Origin of the sequence: Magnetospirillum aberrantis SpK (genome assembly GCF_011022235.1) — a bacterium.
Taxonomy (GTDB): Bacteria; Pseudomonadota; Alphaproteobacteria; order Rhodospirillales; family Magnetospirillaceae; genus Magnetospirillum; species Magnetospirillum aberrantis.
This window is the reverse complement of the sequence record NZ_JAAIYP010000040.1, coordinates 1-19477: the sequence shown is the minus strand read 5'-3', so window position 1 is coordinate 19477 and position 19477 is coordinate 1. Positions and strand designations below refer to the sequence as shown.

The following is a 19477-nucleotide window of genomic DNA, read 5'->3' as shown; positions in this document are numbered from 1 at the left end:
GCATAAGCGTCTACAATCCTGATATAAAAAGATAAATCGGCAGATTTTCCGAAAATCGGTCGCTAGCGTGTGGTTAACGGAAACACACGGAGAACGACCGATGTCCACCCTGACCAAGCTGAAGCTCGCCAACGCCTCCCGCAAGCCAATCGAGGAGACCCCGGAAGAACGCATGCGCAACCGCATGGTCGCGCACCTGACCGAGCAGTTGGAAATGGCGACTGCCCTTGCCGAAGGCCGCGCCTACAAGGCCACCCGCACCGTGCGGGAAAAGGGCGAAGGCGGCACGACCGTAACCGTCGAGCGCGAGAAGCGTCTGCGTCCCTGGTACTGGCACGACCTGAGCGGCAAGTGGTTCATCGAACTCCGCTACGCCAACACGGTGCTGGCGCTGGGCAAGGACCAGAACGCCATCGAGATCGGGACCAAGGACAAGCTGGTGCCGACGATCCAGACCGTCATCGACGCGGTGAAGGCGGGCGAGTTGGACGCGGCGATGAAGGCCGCGTTGGCCGCGCGCAAGAAGCACGGCAAGTCCGCGTAACGCTTTCTCCCTGCCGTGCGTGGCGACATGCACGGCAGAGCCATGAGTGGCACCATTTCTGGGCGACACTCGATAACCGGCTTCCCCAACGTCCGCAATGCGCCCATGGTGATCGTTCCGAGAATCTGCTCCTGTTCTAAAAATGGATGTCGTACTGGATTGTCGCTTCGATTATGGATTCGATCGCGGGGCACACGTGCGCTAGTCTAGATTGGCCAGTGAAGGTCGAACGCGGTGCCGCCGAGCGTCGACGGGCGGCAGATCACGTCGCCGCCATGGGCGCGGGCAATGGCCTGGACCACAGCCAAACCAAGCCCGCTGCCATGACCGTGGGAGGCACCCCGCTGAAACGCCTCAAAAATCTGGGCCACCAGCGGTTCGGGCACACCGGGGCCGCAATCCTCCACCAACAGATGGCAGCTTCCCTCAAGGATACGAACCTGAATATGCAATGGTCCGGGGACGGCGTGACGCAAAGCATTCTCCAGTAACGCCAGCAATCCCTGACGCATCCGGACCGGATCGCACAGCACTTGTTGCGCGTCCACATGGCAGGACACGGCGAAACCCGCTTCCTGAAGGCTGGGTCCGATGGCCCGCACCACCGCCGTCACCTCCGTCTCCAAATCCGCCAGTTCCTGGCGCAATTCCAGCCGTCCGTTCTCGGCCAGCCCGAGCAGACGGAGATCCTCGATCAACCGCCCCAATCCCTCGACCTGCGTCAGCAATGAACGGAACAGCGCCGGGGCCGGTTCGAACACGCCTTCGGTCAGTCCTTGCAGACGGCCGCGCAGCACCGTTACCGGAGTGCGCAATTCATGTGCGATGGCGGCATTCCAGAACCGGCGTTCGTGGTCCATACGCTCCAGCCGTTCGGCCATGACATTGAAATCATGCACCAATTGCGCTGCCTCACCCCGCGATTGCCAGTCAAACTCGGCGCGAACCGATAGATTGCCCTGTGCCACTTGGCGCAGACTTTCCGCGACCGCGTTGAGCGGCCCGACAATCGGTTTCGACAGTTTCAGTGCAAATGAGATGGCGGCCCCCAGCGCCACGACCACGGTCAGGGCCATCCATCCCCATTCCAGCGGTGTCGGCAGCCAATTGTCGGGATTGTCGGGGCCGGGGAAACTGTTCGGGGACAGCAGGAACCACACGGTGTAGAAGGCATAGGACCCGAGCAACGCCAGCAAGGTGGTGACCAGGGCCAGGGCAACCATGGATCGGATGATCCGACGGCTGAGACCGCCAACCGCCTTCAAGACACGTCGCCCAGACGATAGCCGACGCCGCGCACGCTGGCCGGAACGCCCTCCAGGCCCACGGCTTCGAGTTTCTTGCGCAGTTTGCTGACGTGGCTATCCACCGTGCGTTCCAGCGCTTCACCCTCGGGCAGGCAGGCGACCAGCAATTCCTCACGCCCGAACACCCGGCGTGGTGCCCGCATCAGGTGGACCAACAGCTTGAACTCGGTCAGGGTCAGCAAGAGCGGCAAAGAACGGTCCTCGTCCTGCACGGCGATCTCGTGGTTTTCCAAATCCGCCTGCAACCGCCCCAGCCGAATGAAGCGCGGGACCGGTTGGCCGCCACCGGGGCGTGCCCGGCGCAGCACCGCCTGAATACGGGCGACCACTTCCGCCGGGTTGAACGGCTTGACCACGTAATCGTCGGCGCCAATCCGCAAGCCCATCAGCTTGTCCATATCCTGATCCAGAGCGGTCAGCATGATCACCGGCGTATCGCCGCGATGGCGCACTGCCGCCAGCACCTGCCAGCCATCCACCTGTGGCATCTGCACATCCAGCACGATCAGGTCCGGTTTGAGCGACAGGTGCAGGTCCAACGCGCGGCGGCCATCGGCGGCATGCACGCTGCGCAGGCCGTTCCGCTGCAAATAGGCGGACAGGATATCGGCGATTTCCGGTTCATCCTCCGCGATCAACACCAGGGGCTGTGGCTCGGCGATCGGGTGAGGCATGACAGGTCCGCGTAATTAAACTCCATCTCCACTGTATCTCCATAAAGGCTCGACGGAAACGCCATCCTGCCGGTCTAGGGTGCACGCTGTTTCTGCGCTCTTCCCCCTAGAAAGGCCGATACATGAGGACCGGACGTCTTTTCCGCGACGGCGCGCTGCTTGCCACGGTGGTGATTGCCCTGGCTGGCTGCGACGATGGCGCCCCGGAACCGCCGCCGCCGCCGCCCGCACCGGTGGCGGTGATGACGCTGGTTCCGGCTCGGGTGGAGCTGACCGAAGACCTGCCGGGGCGTGTCGCCGCATTGCGCGTGGCGGAAATCCGCCCCCAGGTCAGCGGCATCGTCCGCCAGCGGCTGTTCGAACAGGGAGCGGAAATCCAGGCTGGCGATCCGCTGTTCCAGATCAATCCCGCGCCGTTCAAGGCCGATGCCGAGATGGCGGCCGCCGCGTTGCAGCGTGCCGAAGCGGCCTTGGCCCGCGCGCAGGTTCAGACCCGGCGTCTGGAGCCGTTGGTGCAGGCCGAAGCTATCAGCCGCCAGACCTACGACGACGCGGTGTCACAGCGCGATCAGGCGGCGGCGGACGTCGCCCAGGCCCGCGCGACCTTGGCACGGCGCCAGTTGGACCTGAAATTCGCCACGGTGGACGCGCCGATCTCGGGACGCATCGACCAGGCCCTGGTCACCGAGGGCGCCTTGGTGTCGCCCACCGATTCCAGCCCGATGGCCCGTATCCAGCAGGTGGATCAGGTCTATGTGGACGTGCGTCAGCCCGCGACCTCGCTTGACGCCGTCCGCCAAGCCCTGGCGTCACCGCAGGCGGACCGCAATTCCGGTCTGCCGGTCACGGTGCTGCGCAGCGATGGCACGCCCTACGACGCCGATGGCCGCATTCTGTTTTCCGGCATCAACGTCGATGCCGGTACCGGCGACGTCCTATTGCGGATCCTGGTGAACAACGCCCGGCGCGATCTGCTGCCTGGCATGTTCGTGCGTGCCCGCGTCCCGCGCGCCAGTTACGCCGATTCCCTGATGGTGCCGCAGCAGGCCGTCGCCCGTGTCGGCGGCAAGCCGCTGGTGTGGGTGATCGGCGAGGGCGACAGCGTGCACGCCCAACCGGTGGAGCTGGGCGAACTGATCGAGCGCCGCTACCGCATCCGCGCGGGTCTGGAGGCCGGGCAACGAATCGTGGTCGAGGGAGCGGAAAGGTTGAGCGAGGGCGCCGTCGTCACGCTGCACGACTGGAAGCCCGCCGACATGACCTCACGCTGAGACGCAGGGAACACCGCCAGAATGCCGTTTTTTTTCATTCACCGCCCGGTTTTCGCCTGGGTCGTCGCCCTGTTCATCATCCTGCTCGGCCTGATCGCCCTGCCGCAACTGCCCATCGCCCGCTATCCCTCGGTGGCGCCGCCGACGGTCAGCATCTATGCCAGCTATCCCGGTTCCACACCCCAGACCATGAACGATTCGGTACTGGGGCTGATCGAACGCGAATTGTCCGGCGTCAAGAACCTGCTGTATTTCGAATCCACGGCCGACACCTCGGGCACGGCCCAAGTCACCGTCACCTTCAAACCGGGCACCAATCCCGAGATGGCGCAGGTGGACGTCCAGAACCGCCTGAAAGCCATTGAACCGCGATTGCCGCAAGCGGTGCGGCAAAATGGGCTGACCGTGGAATCCGCCGCTTCGGGCTTTCTGATGCTGGTCAGCCTGAAATCCGAGGATGGTCGCTTCGACGAAACGGCACTGAGCGATTATCTGGCCCGCAACATCATCGAGGAACTGCGCCGCATCGACGGCGTCGGCCGCGTGCAACTCTTCGGCGCCGAACAGGCCTTGCGCGTCTGGGTGGACCCGTCGCGGCTGATCGCCTTCGGCCTGACCATGGGCGATCTGTCGGCGGCCATCGCACAGCAGAACGCCCAGATCGCCCCCGGCCGGGTCGGCGACGCGCCCACCGTTCCGGGACAGCGGGTAAGCATTCCTTTGACGGTCCAGGGCCAATTGCAGACGCCCGAGGAATTCGCCGCCATCGTACTGCGTGCCAATGCCGACGGTTCCAAGGTGACGCTGGGCAACGTGGCGCGGGTGGAACTGGGGGCGCAGACCTACAGCTTCGCCAACCGCGAGAACGGCCACGTCTCCACCGTCGCCGCCGTGCAATTGGCCCCTGGCGCCAACGCCGTGCGCACGGCCGAAAGCGTCAAGGCGCGGCTGGCCGAACTCAGCCGCGTCATGCCTGCGGGCATGACCTATGCGACACCTTTCGACAGCGCGCCCTTCGTCAAGATTTCCATCGAAAAGGTCATTCACACCCTGGTTGAGGCCATGGTGCTGGTGTTCCTGGTCATGCTGCTGTTCCTGCAAAACATCCGCTACACCCTGATCCCAGCCATCGTCGCCCCGATCGCCCTGTTGGGAACGTTCACGATCATGCTGGTGGCCGGTTTCTCCATCAATGTGCTGACCATGTTCGGCATGGTCCTGGCCATCGGCATCATCGTCGATGACGCCATCGTGGTGGTGGAGAACGTCGAACGCCTGATGGCGACCGAAGGATTGTCGCCCAAGGATGCGACGGTCAAGGCGATGAAGGAAATCACCGGCGCGGTGATCGGCATCACCCTGGTGCTGACGGCGGTGTTCATCCCCATGGCGCTGGCCGGGGGCTCGGTCGGGGTGATCTATCGGCAATTCACCCTGTCCATGGCGGTATCCATCCTGTTTTCGGCCTTCCTGGCCCTCAGCCTGACCCCGGCGCTGTGCGCCACTCTGCTGAAACCCGTCGATCCCGGCCGTCACGCCAAGGGCGGCTTTTTCGGCTGGTTCAACCGCCGCTTCGACCATCTCACCCGGTCCTACGAAACCCGGGTCGCCGCCCTGGTGCGCCGCAGCGGCCGCATGATGGCCGCCTTCGCCGTCCTCGTCGCGCTGCTGGGCCTGGCATTCTCGGTCCTGCCTTCGGCCTTTTTGCCCGAGGAAGACCAGGGCTATTTCATGACCTCGTTCCAATTGCCGTCAGACGCCACCCAAGAACGCACGCTGGATCTGGTGCGCAAGTTCGAGGCGCATACCGCCGCACGGCCGGCGGTGGACTCGAACCTGTCGATCCTGGGCTTCGGCTTTTCCGGCTCGGGCGCCAATACCGCCCTGGCCTTCACCATGCTCAAGGATTGGGACCGGCGCGACGGCGCCACCGCCGCCGACGAGGCCCGGCGCGCCCAGCAGGCCATGGCCGACACCACTGAAGGCACGGTCATGAGCCTGCTGCCGCCCGCCATTGAGGAAATGGGAACCTCGTCCGGTTTCACCCTGCGCCTTCAGGACCGCGCCGGTCATGGTCAGGCGGCCCTCAGAGCCGCCGAGTCGAAGTTGCTGGAACTGGCTGGGCAAAGCAAAGTCGTCTTAGGCGTCTATTCCGACGGCTTGCCCGATGGCGTCGGCATCCGCCTGAACATCGACCGGCAGAAAGCCGAGGCACTGGGGGTGCCGTTCGCCACCATCAGCGACACCCTGACGGCGGCCCTGGGCTCACTCTATGTCAACGACTTCCCCAATGCCGGACGCATGCAGCAGGTGATCATCCAGGCCGACGCCGCCGCCCGCATGCAGGTGGATGACGTGCTGAGGCTGTACCTGCGCAATGCCACCGGCGGCATGGTGCCGTTGTCCGAAGTGGTGTTTCCGGTTTGGGAGGACACGCCGCTGCAATTCGCACGCTATCAGGGGTTCCCCTCGGCGCGCCTTTCCGGCAGCCCGGCGCCCGGCGTGTCCAGCGGCCAAGCCATGGCCGAGATGGAGCGGTTGGCCGCCCAATTGCCCCCCGGTTTCGCCGTGGAATGGACCGGCCAATCGCTCCAGGAACGCCAATCGGCGGCACAGGCGCCGTTGTTGATGGCACTGTCCATGCTGGTGGTCTTCCTGGTACTGGCGGCGCTTTACGAAAGCTGGTCGATCCCGCTGTCGGTCATGCTGGTGGTGCCGCTGGGCCTGCTGGGCGCGGTGGCGGCGGTGATGCTGCGCGGCATGCCCAACGACGTCTTCTTCAAGGTCGGCATGATCACGGTCATCGGCCTGTCGGCCAAGAACGCCATCCTGATCGTCGAATTCGCCCGGCAACTGCACGCCGAGGGTAAGGGATTGCTGGACTCCGCGGTCACCGCCGCACGGCTGCGGCTGCGCCCCATCCTGATGACCTCGCTGGCCTTCGGCCTGGGCGTGGTGCCGCTGATGCTCGCCCGAGGGGCCAGCGCCGAGACCCAGAACGCCATCGGCACCGGCGTGTTCGGCGGCATGCTGTGCGCCACGGTGCTGGCGGTGTTCTTCGTCCCCGCCTTCTTCGTCTTCGTCATCGGCGGCCAGGAAAAGCTGCGCGACTGGCTACGCCCCGGCCGTCGCGCTCCCCAGCCGTCTCGGGATTGATGCCATGCGTTTGACCATCATTGCGCTGTCATTGGCGTTGTCCGCCTGTTCCCTGGTGCCGGATCTGGTCAAGCCGGGTCTGCCGGTGCCGGATGCCTACCCTTCCCCGGCGCCCATCGCCGATGGTGAAGCGGCCGCCGATTTGGACTGGCGCACCATGTTCGGCGATCCCCGCCTGCAACGGCTGATCGAGCTGGCCCTGTTGAACAACCGCGACCTGCGGCTGGCGGCCCTGAACGTCGAGGCGGTACAGGCGCAATACAACATCCAGCGGGCCGCCCGGCTTCCGGCGATCAGCGCCACCGGCGGCGTCACCCGCCAGCGGACCGCCGCCGACAACCGGGTCGACCCCGCCACCCCCGGACGCCTCCAGACCCAGCACAGCCTGGACATGGGAATCAGCGCCTTCGAGATCGACCTGTTCGGCCGGGTCCGCTCGCTGTCGGAAGCGGCTTTCGCCCGCTATCTGGCCAGCGAGGAAGGGCAGCGGTCGGCCCAGATCGCCCTGATCGGCACGGTGGCCGACAGCTATTTCGCCGAACGTCTGGCCCAGGAACAACTGGACCTGGCCCATCGCACGCTGGCGGATTGGCGGCAATCCCTGGACCTGGCGCGCCGCCTGAAGGCCGCCGACCAGAACAGCGCGTTGGACGTCGCCCAGGCGGAAGGTCAGGTCGCCACCGCCGAGGCCGATCTGGAAGGCCGCGCCCGGACGTTGGCACGGGCCACCAACGCCCTGACCCTGTTGGTGGGGAAGGCTTTACCTGACGATCTGCCGTCTCCATGGCCGCTGGACGGAAATGCGGTGCGGACCCGCCTGCCCGCCGGATTGCCCTCGGACCTGCTGACGCGCCGCCCCGACATTCGCCAGGCGGAACACAATCTGGTGGCCGCCAACGCCAATATCGGCGCGGCGCGCGCCGCTTTCTTTCCACGGCTGTCGTTGACCACCTCGCTGGGATATTCCAGCCCGGCCTTGGGCAACCTGTTCGACCGCGATCAGCGGGTGTGGAGCTTCGCGCCGCAAATCACCCAGCCGCTGTTCATGGGCGGCCAACTCCAGGCCGAGCTGCGGCTGGCGGAGATCCGCAAATCCGAAGCGGTCGCCGAATATGAACGCGCCATCCAGACGGCCTTCCGCGAGGTTGCCGACGGTCTGGCGGGCAGCGCCACCTACAGCCGCCAGATCGAGGCACAGAACCGCACCGTGGCCTCGGCCGAGCGGCGGGTGGAGTTGTCCACCCTGCGCTACCGCGCCGGTCTGGAAGGGCGCCTGGAAGTGCTGGACGCCCAACGCCAGCTTTATGCCGCGCGTCAGACCCAACTGGACCTTAAGCGCGACGAGATCGGCAACGCTGTCAGCCTATACAAGGCATTGGGCGGCGGTGCACCGTCAGCCATCGAATGAAACCCAAACCAAGGTCAAGAAGCACCATGCCCCGTTCGTCTTCTTCTCGGAAATACCCCCTTGCCATGCGCGTGGTTCATTGGATCCGTGCCGCCATCATCATCGCGCTGCTGGCGGTGGGCATTCTGATGACCAACGTCGCCGACGATTTCCCCGGCAAGTTCAGCATGCTGTACCCCAACCACAAACAGTTCGGCATCCTGGTTCTGATCCTGGCCGTGGTGCAACTGGGACTGAGAGGACGGGGCGGCGTGCCGGAACCAGCCGCGCTGAAGCCCTGGGAACAGACGATCTTCACGATCACCCACAAAATGTTCTATGTGCTGATGGTTGCTGTTCCGGTGGCGGGGTACTGCCTGTCAAGCACCTATCCAGAAAGCGACGGCGTGCCGTTCTTCTTCACGTCCCTGCCTGAGCTTCTGCCCAAGGACGAAGTGGCCTCGGGCATCTTTACGGCGGCACATGCGATCCTGGCCTATGGCCTGCTGGCCCTGGTGGCGTTGCATGTGGCCGGGGTGGTCAAGCACTGGCTGTTCGACCAAGGCCCCGCCCGACGGATTCTCGACCGGATGCTGTGATGGGCAAGGTCGTGACAGGCATTGGAAGTTTCATTCAGTATGGGGGCCACCTGGGGATAGATGACCTGAACCGCACCGGACTTCGGTGGCACGGCACTCGCTGTGAGAGGCGGTTCCACCGTCCCCGTTTCCCAAACCCGCCAGTCCGCTTTCGGCCCCAACCTGACATTGGTCTTGACCTCCCCCGTCCGGTCAGCACCTCGTCTGTGTGTCAGCACGCTGGTAGCTGGGACGGGGTTCGCGAGCACTGTGCGGGCATTGCCGGGCTGCGCAGTGGCATTCCGCGAACTTACTTCATGTAAGTTCGTGCCAACTTTTTGGGTCACGCAGCCTCGGGCTGTCCTGCATAGCGGGCCAGCAATTCACTCCACACCTTGGCGCTCAGCGCATCCAGGGCGGCAGCTTCGGCATGGCGGAATACGCGGCGCATCTGCATGGCCTCGCGGGTGATGCGCCCGGCCAGCGCCAACAGTGCTTCCGCGCTGGGTTCCTGGCCCCGCGCCACCACGCAGGACATGTAGGACGGCTGCTTGCCGAGCCATCGGGATGAGAAGTCCAGTTGGGAATCGGTCAGGCCAAGGTCCATGAGGGTGTCGCGGGCTTCGATGAGGATCATGTGTGCGTCTCCAATGCGTTGCTCATGCAGCTATTTATGCTGCCTGTCATAAATAACTGCACACGCAGCAACCCAATGGAGTGCGGAATATGAGCAGATCGGAAGCAATCACGCTGGGCTTCTACGGGAAGACAGCAACGTTACAGGAAGTCATCGAGGCGGCGATTGCGGCCACAATTGCTGCGGCAAAGAACCGCCATCCTTAGACGATTTCGAATTTGGCGATCCAACAGCGGATCGCTTAAAATTCAATAGTGCTGGAGACGGCACACACCATAGGGTCCACATCATGCGTGGCGGCAAGCAGGTGCTCGACATCACCCCGAAGTCCCTGCGCAAGGCTTTCGCCTCTTAGCAGGCCAATAACGGCCTTCACCCTCGGGTGCTCCAGGCGCTCATGGGCCACGCCCCCGGCTCGGTCGTCACCGACAAGCACTACATCAAGGCCGACGAGGAGACCATGCGCACAGCTGTAGTGCGGATGTTGCCGAACAAGGCGATCTAGCGAGTGCCGTAACGGCGCATAAATCGCCTTTTGCGCGCAAGCTCCCCCGGTTAATGTGAAGGCATCGGGGGAGCACAGAATGTCCAATCATCACCCAAAGCATGTGTTCGGCGGACAGTGGACCGAGGAAAAGCTGGATTGCCTTCGCCACTACCTCAACAGCTACAACACAGCACTCAAAAACACCCCATTCAAAAGACTCTATATCGACGCTTTTGCGGGCACGGGCGAGCGGTATTCCCGAGACGGCACCGCAGAAAAGGCTCAGCCCGCACTGCTTGAAGTGACACAGGCTCAGGCGGAATTCTTTGAAGGATCGGTGAGGGTCGCGTTGAACGCGGACCCCAGCTTCGATGCACTTCACCTGATCGAGGCGAGCACCGCAAAGTGTGCCCAATTGGCAAGGCTGAAAGCCGAGTTTCCCGACCGCGCCATCAACATCTATCACGGTGACGCCAACACCCAAATTGCCGGCATCTGCAAATCCGTGGACTGGCACGGTAGACGGACAGGAGTGCAGCACCGTGCCGTCCTGTTCCTTGATCCATATGGGTGCCAAGTGAAATGGGAGACCATCCGCGCCATTGCTGCTACTCGGGCGATCGACCTCTGGTACCTTTTCCCGTCCGGCCTAGGGATCAACCGGATGGCAGCGAACCGCCGAGAACGGATACCTGAAAACTGGGAGCCGACCCTCGACGCCTGCTTGGGTACAGGGGAATGGCGGACCGCATTCTATCAAGAACACACAACCATTAACCTATTCGGTGAGGCTACGACTGAAACTCACAAAGTCGCCAATATCGACCACATCGAGCAATTCTTCCTCGACCGCCTGAAAACTGTGTTTTCGCACGTGGCACCTAGCTGCCTGACCCTCTCCAACGGGTCCGGATCGAAAATGTTTTCGCTGTGCTTTGCCGCGAATAATCCCAAAGGCGGGCCTATTGCTTTACGGATCGCTAACCATTTATTGACGAAAAAGAGGGGTTCAGGGGGAAGACGTTAGGAGTGCGCCGCCATGGCGGAAAGCAGCATTGAGTGGACAGAGGCAACCTGGAACCCCCTTGCGGGATGCTCGCTCATCTCGGCCGGTTGCACAAACTGCTATGCAATGCGCATGGCCGCCCGCTTGACCCTGATGGGAATGGAGAAATACCAGGGCACCACCCGCAAGTCCGGCAGCCGTTACGTTTGGACAGGGCAGGTCAACCTGGACGAGGGAGCATTGTCCGCTCCCTTGCGGTGGCAGCGGCCAACCACCGTATTCGTCAACAGCATGTCCGACCTTTTCCAAGAAGCTGTTCCGGAGGAAACGGTCGAGCGCATTTGGAAGGTGATGGCGCAGACACCTCGCCATACCTATCAGGTTTTGACGAAGCGGGCGGCTCGCATGCGGGCCATCGCCGCGCGACTTCCAAAGCTCCCGAACGTCTGGCTCGGAGTGAGCGTCGAAAGCCGCGACTACGTGGATCGTGTGAGCGACTTGAGAGACACCCCGGCGGCTGTTCGCTTTATCTCCTTTGAGCCCCTTTTGGGCAGCGTGGGGGATGTCGATCTCCGGGACATCCATTGGGCCATCGTTGGGGGAGAAAGCGGTCCTGCCGCCCGACCAATGCGCCAGGAGTGGGTGGAGGAAATCCTTGCAGCCTGCCGCCGCGACGGAACGGCATTTTTCTTCAAGCAGTGGGGCGGCGCGAACAAGAAGAAGGCGGGGCGGACGTTCCTCGGGCAGACTTGGGACGAGTACCCTTCGACCGGGATGGGCATCGCTGCGGAATAAGGCAAGCTGGCAATATCTGGCAACTGGCAACACCCGCCACGTTTCGTTCTCCTCGCCATACGCTGGCTATCCCCAGAAAGGGGCTTGCCGAACACCGCAGAATTCCAGTATCTTCCGCCCCTCTCCGATCATTCGTGATCGCATGCGCAGCCGTAGCTCAGCTGGATAGAGCGCTGCCCTCCGAAGGTGGCCGGATAAGCCACCCCTCCCAAGACACCAATCCTTGCCGCCTGCGACGTTGCCGCGTCGCTGCTCGTGCGGATTGCTGTGGCAGCTTCGCCAGCGGCACGAAAAAGCCACATCCGCCCCCGGCACGCACCTCAATCCCGTCTAATGGTTGACTGGCCCAGCGCAACATTCGACGATGTTTGATCACCGTCAGGTTGAGGGAGCCGGAATTGACTTCAGAGACAAGCATTGCGCGTCCGTCTCTTCCGTTGTTGGTCGGAGTGTCTACGCGGGCGCTTTTCGACCTGGAGGAAGAACACCGCATCTTCGAGAGGGAAGGGGTCGTCGCTTATGCCGCCCTCCAGTTGGAACGAGAAAAGGTGGTTCTTCGCCCCGGCGCTGCTTTTGACGTCGTGCATCGCCTGCTTTCGTTGAACGCTGCCGGAGACGAGAAGAACGTCGAAGTTATTCTCCTCTCTAAGAACTCGCCTGATCTGTCGCTACGCGCGCTCCACTCCGCAGAAAAGCTCGGCATTCAGGTCGAACACGGCAGCTTTACCAGCGGGCGAAGCGTTGCCCCCTATGTCAACGCCTGGGGTGTCGACCTCTTTCTGTCCAATGACGATAGCGACGTTCGCGCCGCCGTCGAAGGGGGAACTGCGTCCGCGAAACTGGGAGCGCCACCAGCCCACCATAGCGAAGACCCTGCGGATGAAGTCCGGATCGCCTTCGATGGCGATGCTGTGGTGTTTAGTCCCGAATCTGACCAAATCTACGCGACGCAAGGGCTACAGGCATTCCTGGCCCACGAGCGCCAGAACGCTCAGGTTCCGATGAAGAGTGGCCCCTTCGGCAATTTCCTCAACAAGCTGGCGGTGCTGCGGGAGAGGTTCATGCGCCCGAATGGCACGAGCCGCGTGCGCATCGCCATCGTAACCGCCCGCAACGCCCCGGCACACGAACGAGTGGTCCACACTCTCCGGGCCTGGGGAACGCCCGCTGACGAGGCTCACTTCGTCGGCCGACATGCGAAAGCCCCATTCCTGAAGGCATTCGGGGCGCACATCTTCTTCGACGATCAGGAGAAGCATGTCCTTGGCGCCGCTACAGTAGTTGCGGCTGGATTGGTCCCCGGCCCTCACTCGCCTGACAAACCGATCATCCCGGCTGGCTAAGTCCTTGGCACCGAGTCGGTGGCATCCTTCAATCCCTCTGTCGAGCACGACAGCATCAGGGACGAGGACGATGGCGACGATCAGGAAGCTCCGGGGCAAGTGGCAGGCGATGGTGCGGCGCAAGGGTATCGCGCCGCGCAGCAAGAGCTTCGACAAGAAGTCCGACGCCGAGAAGTGGGCGCGCGACCTGGAGGCCCAGGTGGACGTATCCGGCTACGTCCCCGACACCAAGATCGCCGAGCAAACCACCCTGGGCGACATCCTGCGCCGTTACCGCGACGAGATCACGCCCACCAAGCGCTCGGCCAAGACCGAAGCCATCCGCATCAACGCCATGCTGCGCCGGGATGTCTGCCACCGGACGCTGGCCCTGCTGTCCAGCACCGACCTTGCCGCCTATCGTGACCAGCGCCTCCAGACCGTGGCCCCGGCGACGATCATCCGCGAGTTGAACACCATCAGCCACGCCCTCGATGTGGCCCAGCGCGAATGGGGCATCCACCTTGCCCGCAACCCCGCCAAGCTGGTGCGGCGCCCCAGCGCGCCCAAGGGCCGCTCCCGGCGTCTGGAGGGCGACGAGGAGGCCAAGCTGCTGGCCGCCGCTGACAAGGGCCGGAACCCGTGGATGAAGCCCCTGATCGTCCTGGCGGTCGAGACGGGCATGCGCCGGGGTGAAATTCTCGGGCTGCGGTGGGAGGACGTGGACCTGGAGCGCCGCATCGCCCATCTGTTGATCACCAAGAACGGGGAGTGCCGCGACGTGCCGCTATCGTCACGGGCCGTCGAGACGCTGACCGGGTTGATGCAGCAACCCGACCGCGACGCCGAGCGCGTCCTCCCCGTTTCGGCCAACGCCATCCGGCTCGCCTGGGAGCATCTGCGCCAGCGTGCCGGGGTGGGCGATCTGCACATCCACGACCTGCGCCACGAAGCCGTCTCGCGGCTGTTCGAGAAGGGCCTCGACATCATGGAGGTCAGCACCATCAGCGGCCACAAGACCCTGACCATGCTCAAGCGCTACACCCACCTGCGGGCAGAAGACTTGGTGGGGCGGCTGGGCTGACGGCAATGCCGTCGTTACGCCCCTGGAGGCACAATCCGCATGATTTCGCCGAAGACATGCTCGGGCTCAAGGCCGAGCGCTTGAGCAATGCGCGCCAGCTCCAGAACATCAATGCGCCGCTGCCCGGCTTCATAAGCAGAGACAAACGACTGTGGTTTCCCCAGGCGCTCGGCCACATCCTGCTGCTTGAGCCCGGCACGCTTCCGCAAGCCAGCGAGGGCGCCGCCAACGATCTTATGCTGCTCAGGGGGAACCCACACGCCTTGCGCTCCGACCGAAGGGTCGGAAGGTTGAGTAAATCGGAAAATCGGATATCGAAAATTCCGATATCCAGCTAACTTCGTGCAACTCCAAGGGGTGTTGAAGCCCCTCTCCTTGCATCACCAAACCAAGAGGAAACTATGAGTGGGAACACCTGTTTGAAACTGCTGACGATTTTGTCCGCCGCCGCCGGAACCATACTGATGACCAGCGCAACGGCGCTGAGCGCACCTATCGACGGCAAGCTGAAGAAAGCCATCGACGTAGCGTTCGAAGACGTGCTGAACGACCCCTACAGCGCCAAGTTCACCTACGACCGCTTAGTCGAGCGCGGCGCCGGGGTTGGTGTGGTCTGCGGCACGGTCAACGCCAAGAACAAGATGGGCGCTTATGTCGGCAAGCGGGTGTTCACGGCGGTCTACGTCAAGGACACCGCTGGCGCCTTCCACGCCGACCCCAAGGTCTGGGACGAGGGCGTGAGCATGTCCGACATCAGCGTATGCGGAAACGGGAAATAAAGCGCCGCCACAGAACTTCTCAGCCCCCTCTCCGCACGCACCCAGGATAGCCCTCAAAACCGTTCCGGTAGACGGTGGCACCCCGGAGAGGACTTTCCGCACCCCGAGGGGCGGGCGCGAGATTGGGGCACCTGCGAGCGTTTGAGCGATCCTGGACATCATGGAGGTCAGCACCATCAGCGGCCACAAGACGCTGACCATGCTCAAGCGCTATACCCACCTGCTGGCCGAGGACTTGGTGGGGGCGACTGGGATAGCCCCCAGAGCCGTTCCGGTGGCCGCTGACGCCCCGGAGAGGGCTTTCCGCACCCCGAGAAGGGAGGAGGAGGAAAGCTCTCCACAGCCCAGAAAAACAGGGCAGCAAGAAGGACTCCCGGAGAGATATGCTTACCCCGCACAAAATCTGTCCCCCGGTGTGGGAACTGTTTACACCTTCTATTCCTTCTTATTCTCCACAACCAACACTTATCTCTTAAATAGTAACTATATAAATGTAGCGCCCTGGGACACTTTTTCGACGGGGTTGGATGACATCCCCGGGATGCAGTCGCGCCACACTGTCTCCTCCAACGCCTCCACGACCTTGATCTTCCGCCGCATGGCCGCGGGAGTGGTGCTCCCCGGTTCCAGTCCACTGAGCACATCGAAGCACCACGCGGCGCGCGATACCGGATTGGGGCGCCCGGGCCTCCGCTCACCCTCGGGCACCTGGCCCTCTTCCCACGCCCGCCACGCCAGCGCCAATTCCCGCTCGCGCCCGACAAGGTGACGCAACTTCGGCGACAGGGGACGACAACGCAATGCCTCGCTCAGCGCCAGATGTCTCTGTGTCGTGGCCGTGTTCATCGCCCCATCATCGAGCCGAGGGTAAGCATCCGCTTTGACCCGCTGGCGGGCGTCACGCCACGCACGCTTGCGTTCGGCCTCAGTCAGACAGGGCCGCGCCGGGGGAAGCCCTCTCAACGCCTGCTGCCGCAGTTCCGCCCGCTGCTCCGCAACCAGCGCATCCTGCTCCCGGTTACGCCGCAATGACCGTTGGACGCTCTCGCGCGCCTTGCCGAGCATCTCCCGGAATGCCTGTTTGTAGGTGATGCGTTCGTGAATACCGGGGTAGCGCCGCTCAATCTCCCGAGAGCAGGCGGCGAACGACCGACAACTGGGGCAATCGATCACCATGTAGACCTTGGGGCTGGCAAGGCAAGACGGCTCGTCCCCACAGATCAGCGAATCCCATTCACTCATGCCACCTTGCCCCCCCTATGACTGACGCCCACCGCCAGTCAGCGGGCGATGTCTGGAATCATAGCGGCGGGACCGCTCGATGCGCGCGGCAACTTTACGCACGGGTGAAGTCCTAGGAACCATCGTTCCCTTCGATGGGGATGCAGCCTGTGTGGCGCATGGTTTCGTGCCCAGCCTTACAGGGCCGACCTGGGAATCCCAGAAAATGCCAAGCCAGTTCAACCTGAAACGCCCGGAAATTTTGGTATTTGGGCCTCAAGCCCTCTCAGCGGCGACCATCCATGCCCGTAGTCGATCAAGGAAGTCCCCATCGGGCTTGCCCCGGCGGTCCAGGGCGTTGGCGAGGCGCGTGCTGGAGCGCGCGTAGCCCATCGCTGACATGATGCGACCGTGTGGCGCCCGCCCCGGCCCGAACGGTCCCGGCCTCGCCATGATCGCCTTGATCCGGTCGATCACCTCGGGCAGCAGGGTGCCATCCGGACCGGTCAGCACAACGGGAATCGATACCACAATGGGCCGGGGCGGCAGCGCCCCCTTGACCCAGGCCATGAACGCAGCCCGCTCGGACGATGACGCCCGCGCCCATTCCCGTTTCAGGGCATCCAGACGCGAGGGTAGACGTATCAACCCAGCCTCGGCACACGCGGCACGCACGCTGGGGATGGCACCCGACCGCAGACGGTCGAAGATCGCCGGATGCTCGCGCTCCAGCCTTCCGAGCCAGTAGGCGCTGTCGCGTTTCTTGGGCTTGCTCATGAGAGGATGGATACATCAACCCGGCAGAGCGCGCAGCCTCATCGTCGCGGCCTCAGAAATCCCCTGAGCGTCCGGCCCAACGCCATCCCCATTCGCTCCAGCCGGTGAGTGTTTTTGGTGCGCTGTATGGTCCGGTTCTTCTCTAGGCGCTGTTCTGCGGCGCGATCCCATCCTGTTGCCTCGCCGTCACGTATGGGGCCTCGGTGGCCTGGCGGGGCCAGGATGATGCGCTTGGCTCGCAGGAAAATAGGAATCAACGCTCCCAGGGTGATGACAGGCGCAAGTCCGGTGCTGAGGCCCGGTAGGTTCGTTCCGCCAATCGCGAATACGACCCCGACCACTCCCGCCAGCACCAGGATCGTGGGCCAAGCGAGATTCCACAGGAAGGTTGCCGTCGCCTTCCACGGTGTCCAGGCAGGGTGGTGACGGTTGCGGATATACAAGGAATGGGTGGCGAGAATCGCCAAGGGCCAAAACATGAGATTCAGGGCAAGTTCACCGTCCATGGTATCAGTGGCTCCCGCATTGTTGGAGAACCGGCGTCCCGCTATCACAGCTTGCCGTCTGAGGTTCGGGAGCTTCCTTCTCCATTTTTCCAGTCATGTGGATCATGGACTTGCCCTGAAAGAGGGGAGAACGAGCAAACCCCACCAGGAAGCACCGGATCGCGATAAAAACGCGACGGAGCATCGAAAACGCCGGACGAGGGAATCAGGCTTATAGGGTGGGAGGCAGAGACAGAGCCATGTTTAGGGTTCACGTATAAGCCTTAACGCTTGCTCGCCCGATGATTGCGGTGACAACATCGCACCCATCGGAGATGGTCTATCTGGCGGTGGGAATGAGCTTCCGATTTCGGCACACATTCACGCTCTTTCCAAGGGTGCAGCTCAATTTGAGCGGCTCCGGCAGCCGGATCGACGGTTCAAGCACAACCCGCGTTCACCCTTGACACTCTATACGAACTTAGCACTCACCAACCCGGCAGGACTGAATGAGGAATACATGCTGAGCAATGCCGAAACCGGGACAGCCCTCGGCCAATCCATTCGCAGCGCAGACTGAATTCGACGCCTGTAATGATAAATTTGCATGATATAGAGGCCCCCAATGGAAACAAAAATAGATATAAAAGTTGGAGAAGAAGCATCCGCCAACGCCCTCTCATTCGTCCAGAGGCTCATTGGACCATTAGCAGAGGCATCTGATTTTTTATCAGACAAAATAAGATTCTATAGGTGGAAGAGCGCCATTGAAGTTCTTAATGTCGCATCAAATATCATGAGCGAGAGAGGAATTATTGCTACGGAAATCCCTCTAAAGTTCCTAGTTCCCTTTCTTGAAAAATGTTCACTTGGCGATGCCGACGACGGCCTACGAGAAAAATGGGCCCACCTACTGGCATCCACTTCGGATAAATACAGTATAAATAAGCATGTTTTTATAAACATACTTTCTGAAATAGACGCACCTAGTGTGAAAATTTTGGACGACCTGTATGACACCTATTGGTCAAGACGCTCAGGGAAAACACCCCACGCATTTTATCGAGACGACTTCATCCAAGGAGGAGTATATGAATCGTATGTTCACAATATGACACTAGCCGCTGAGGAGTATTTTTCAAGCGTTGAGGGTGCGGACGATCTCAATGAAACACTGATCCGCCTAACCAAAAAAGACCCCAGCAGAATCACAAATATAATAGATGAAATATTTAGATTTATAAATATCAACGGACGCATGGCAGGTGAGATCAGTTTTTTGTGGGGAGTGCACAATATGAAATTTGGACACAAGTCAACAAACCCAAACGCCGAATCAATCCCATTTCTACAAAGAGCCGCATTGGTTTCACTTGAAAACGTAAAATTTGATCTTCCAGATGGACCCGGAGGATGGCCTGTGTGGCTAGAGATAAGTTGGGCAGAACTTTCCCCTTTGGGCCATGAGTTTGTAGCCACCTGCAAGGGCCACGCACCGACTCACATATAGGGTGCCCCCCGGCACACCCCGGCCACACCCGCGCAGCCGGTCGGGTTCGAACCTGCGACCTCTGCCGCCCCACACCCCGCGCGTTTCCCCCTTTGCCAACTGCCCCGAGACGCGCTATAAACCTCGTCCCGCACCTTGTTGCGACATGCGCAGCCGTAGCTCAGCTGGATAGAGCGCTGCCCTCCGAAGGCAGAGGTCGTAGGTTCGAATCCTACCGGTTGCGCCATTTTCTCTGAATTTTAAGCCCTGACATCCCCTGATGCATCCCCCTTAGGGTGCCCACAGCCGACGCGCAGTTCGTGTCGTCCCAGGGAGCTTTCGGCCAGATCGAGATTGACATTGGTCGCTGCCGACCGCCCCAGCACCGGGGCGCGGCGGCGTTGGTGGGGAAGGGTAATGCCATCGTGGGAGACACCGTAGCCGCCGGTCTTGCGGATGGCGGGCAGCACCTCGCCAG

19 protein-coding genes and 1 tRNA gene are annotated in these 19477 nt (G+C 62.3%); 12 read left to right on the top strand and 8 right to left on the bottom strand.

What is annotated here, in order from left to right:
- Positions 1-100: 100 nt before the first annotated feature.
- Positions 101-544 carry a hypothetical protein gene (locus G4223_RS15020; protein WP_163681466.1) on the top strand — a complete coding sequence of 148 codons (444 nt, stop codon included), beginning with the start codon at positions 101-103 and terminating at the stop codon, positions 542-544.
- 206 nt (positions 545-750) lie between these two features.
- Here G4223_RS15020 and G4223_RS15015 read toward each other — a convergent pair whose 3' ends face one another.
- Positions 751-1767, bottom strand: coding sequence for an ATP-binding protein (locus tag G4223_RS15015; protein ID WP_163681464.1), 1017 nt, complete (start codon positions 1765-1767; stop codon positions 751-753).
- Positions 1768-1805: 38 nt separating this feature from the next.
- Complete coding sequence (locus G4223_RS15010) at positions 1806-2525, bottom strand: response regulator (protein ID WP_163681463.1); 720 nt, start codon at positions 2523-2525, stop codon at positions 1806-1808.
- A gap of 122 nt (positions 2526-2647) precedes the next feature.
- Between G4223_RS15010 and G4223_RS15005 the strand changes: the two genes are divergently transcribed.
- From G4223_RS15005 to G4223_RS14990, 4 genes are all read left to right on the top strand, one after another.
- A complete protein-coding gene (locus tag G4223_RS15005; protein ID WP_163681462.1) occupies positions 2648-3796 on the top strand; it encodes an efflux RND transporter periplasmic adaptor subunit in 1149 nt (382 codons plus the stop codon).
- A 21-nt stretch (positions 3797-3817) separates the two neighbouring features.
- The gene (locus tag G4223_RS15000; protein WP_163681461.1) at positions 3818-6952 is read left to right on the top strand and encodes a multidrug efflux RND transporter permease subunit; all 3135 of its coding nucleotides are present in this window, start codon (positions 3818-3820) and stop codon (positions 6950-6952) included.
- Between the two features lie 4 nt (positions 6953-6956).
- Positions 6957-8360, top strand: a complete 1404-nt coding sequence (locus tag G4223_RS14995; protein WP_163681460.1) for an efflux transporter outer membrane subunit — start codon at positions 6957-6959, stop codon at positions 8358-8360.
- A 65-nt stretch (positions 8361-8425) separates the two neighbouring features.
- Entirely contained in the window at positions 8426-8938 is a 513-nt protein-coding gene (locus G4223_RS14990; RefSeq protein WP_205762535.1) for a cytochrome b/b6 domain-containing protein, read from the top strand.
- 322 nt (positions 8939-9260) lie between these two features.
- On the opposite strand, the gene G4223_RS14985 is transcribed toward G4223_RS14990, so the two are convergent.
- Positions 9261-9554: a DUF6626 family protein gene (locus G4223_RS14985; RefSeq protein ID WP_163681458.1), complete on the bottom strand. Its 294-nt coding sequence runs from the start codon at positions 9552-9554 to the stop codon at positions 9261-9263.
- Positions 9555-10138: 584 nt separating this feature from the next.
- Between G4223_RS14985 and tcmP the strand changes: the two genes are divergently transcribed.
- The 4 genes from tcmP (at position 10139) to G4223_RS14965 (ending at position 14248) form a co-directional block, all read left to right on the top strand.
- Complete coding sequence (gene tcmP / locus G4223_RS14980) at positions 10139-11068, top strand: three-Cys-motif partner protein TcmP (protein ID WP_163681457.1); 930 nt, start codon at positions 10139-10141, stop codon at positions 11066-11068.
- Positions 11069-11080: 12 nt separating this feature from the next.
- Positions 11081-11842, top strand: a complete 762-nt coding sequence (locus G4223_RS14975; RefSeq protein ID WP_163681456.1) for a DUF5131 family protein — start codon at positions 11081-11083, stop codon at positions 11840-11842.
- A 398-nt stretch (positions 11843-12240) separates the two neighbouring features.
- Positions 12241-13185, top strand: coding sequence for a 5'-nucleotidase (locus G4223_RS14970; protein ID WP_163681455.1), 945 nt, complete (start codon positions 12241-12243; stop codon positions 13183-13185).
- Between the two features lie 70 nt (positions 13186-13255).
- The gene (locus tag G4223_RS14965; protein WP_163681453.1) at positions 13256-14248 is read left to right on the top strand and encodes a site-specific integrase; all 993 of its coding nucleotides are present in this window, start codon (positions 13256-13258) and stop codon (positions 14246-14248) included.
- Positions 14249-14262: 14 nt separating this feature from the next.
- On the opposite strand, the gene G4223_RS14960 is transcribed toward G4223_RS14965, so the two are convergent.
- Complete coding sequence (locus G4223_RS14960) at positions 14263-14508, bottom strand: helix-turn-helix domain-containing protein (RefSeq protein ID WP_163681451.1); 246 nt, start codon at positions 14506-14508, stop codon at positions 14263-14265.
- A gap of 204 nt (positions 14509-14712) precedes the next feature.
- On the opposite strand from G4223_RS14960, the gene G4223_RS14955 reads away from it, so the two are divergent.
- On the top strand, positions 14713-15027 hold the full coding sequence (locus G4223_RS14955; protein WP_163681449.1) for a hypothetical protein: 315 nt from the start codon (positions 14713-14715) through the stop codon (positions 15025-15027).
- Positions 15028-15510: 483 nt separating this feature from the next.
- Here the strand turns inward: G4223_RS14955 and G4223_RS14950 are convergent, their stop codons facing one another.
- The 3 genes from G4223_RS14950 to G4223_RS14940 form a co-directional block, all read right to left on the bottom strand.
- The gene (locus G4223_RS14950) at positions 15511-16269 is read right to left on the bottom strand and encodes a hypothetical protein (RefSeq protein ID WP_163681448.1); all 759 of its coding nucleotides are present in this window, start codon (positions 16267-16269) and stop codon (positions 15511-15513) included.
- Between the two features lie 255 nt (positions 16270-16524).
- Positions 16525-17025: a hypothetical protein gene (locus tag G4223_RS14945; RefSeq protein ID WP_163681445.1), complete on the bottom strand. Its 501-nt coding sequence runs from the start codon at positions 17023-17025 to the stop codon at positions 16525-16527.
- A gap of 38 nt (positions 17026-17063) precedes the next feature.
- Positions 17064-17531: a hypothetical protein gene (locus G4223_RS14940; protein WP_163681444.1), complete on the bottom strand. Its 468-nt coding sequence runs from the start codon at positions 17529-17531 to the stop codon at positions 17064-17066.
- A gap of 604 nt (positions 17532-18135) precedes the next feature.
- On the opposite strand from G4223_RS14940, the gene G4223_RS14935 reads away from it, so the two are divergent.
- Entirely contained in the window at positions 18136-19020 is an 885-nt protein-coding gene (locus G4223_RS14935) for an Abi-alpha family protein (RefSeq protein WP_163681442.1), read from the top strand.
- Positions 19021-19169: 149 nt separating this feature from the next.
- Positions 19170-19246: transfer RNA gene (locus G4223_RS14930), tRNA-Arg, on the top strand.
- A 13-nt stretch (positions 19247-19259) separates the two neighbouring features.
- On the opposite strand, the gene G4223_RS19775 is transcribed toward G4223_RS14930, so the two are convergent.
- A partial coding sequence (locus G4223_RS19775; RefSeq protein ID WP_205762534.1) for a hypothetical protein occupies positions 19260-19477 on the bottom strand: 218 nt, incomplete at its 5' end.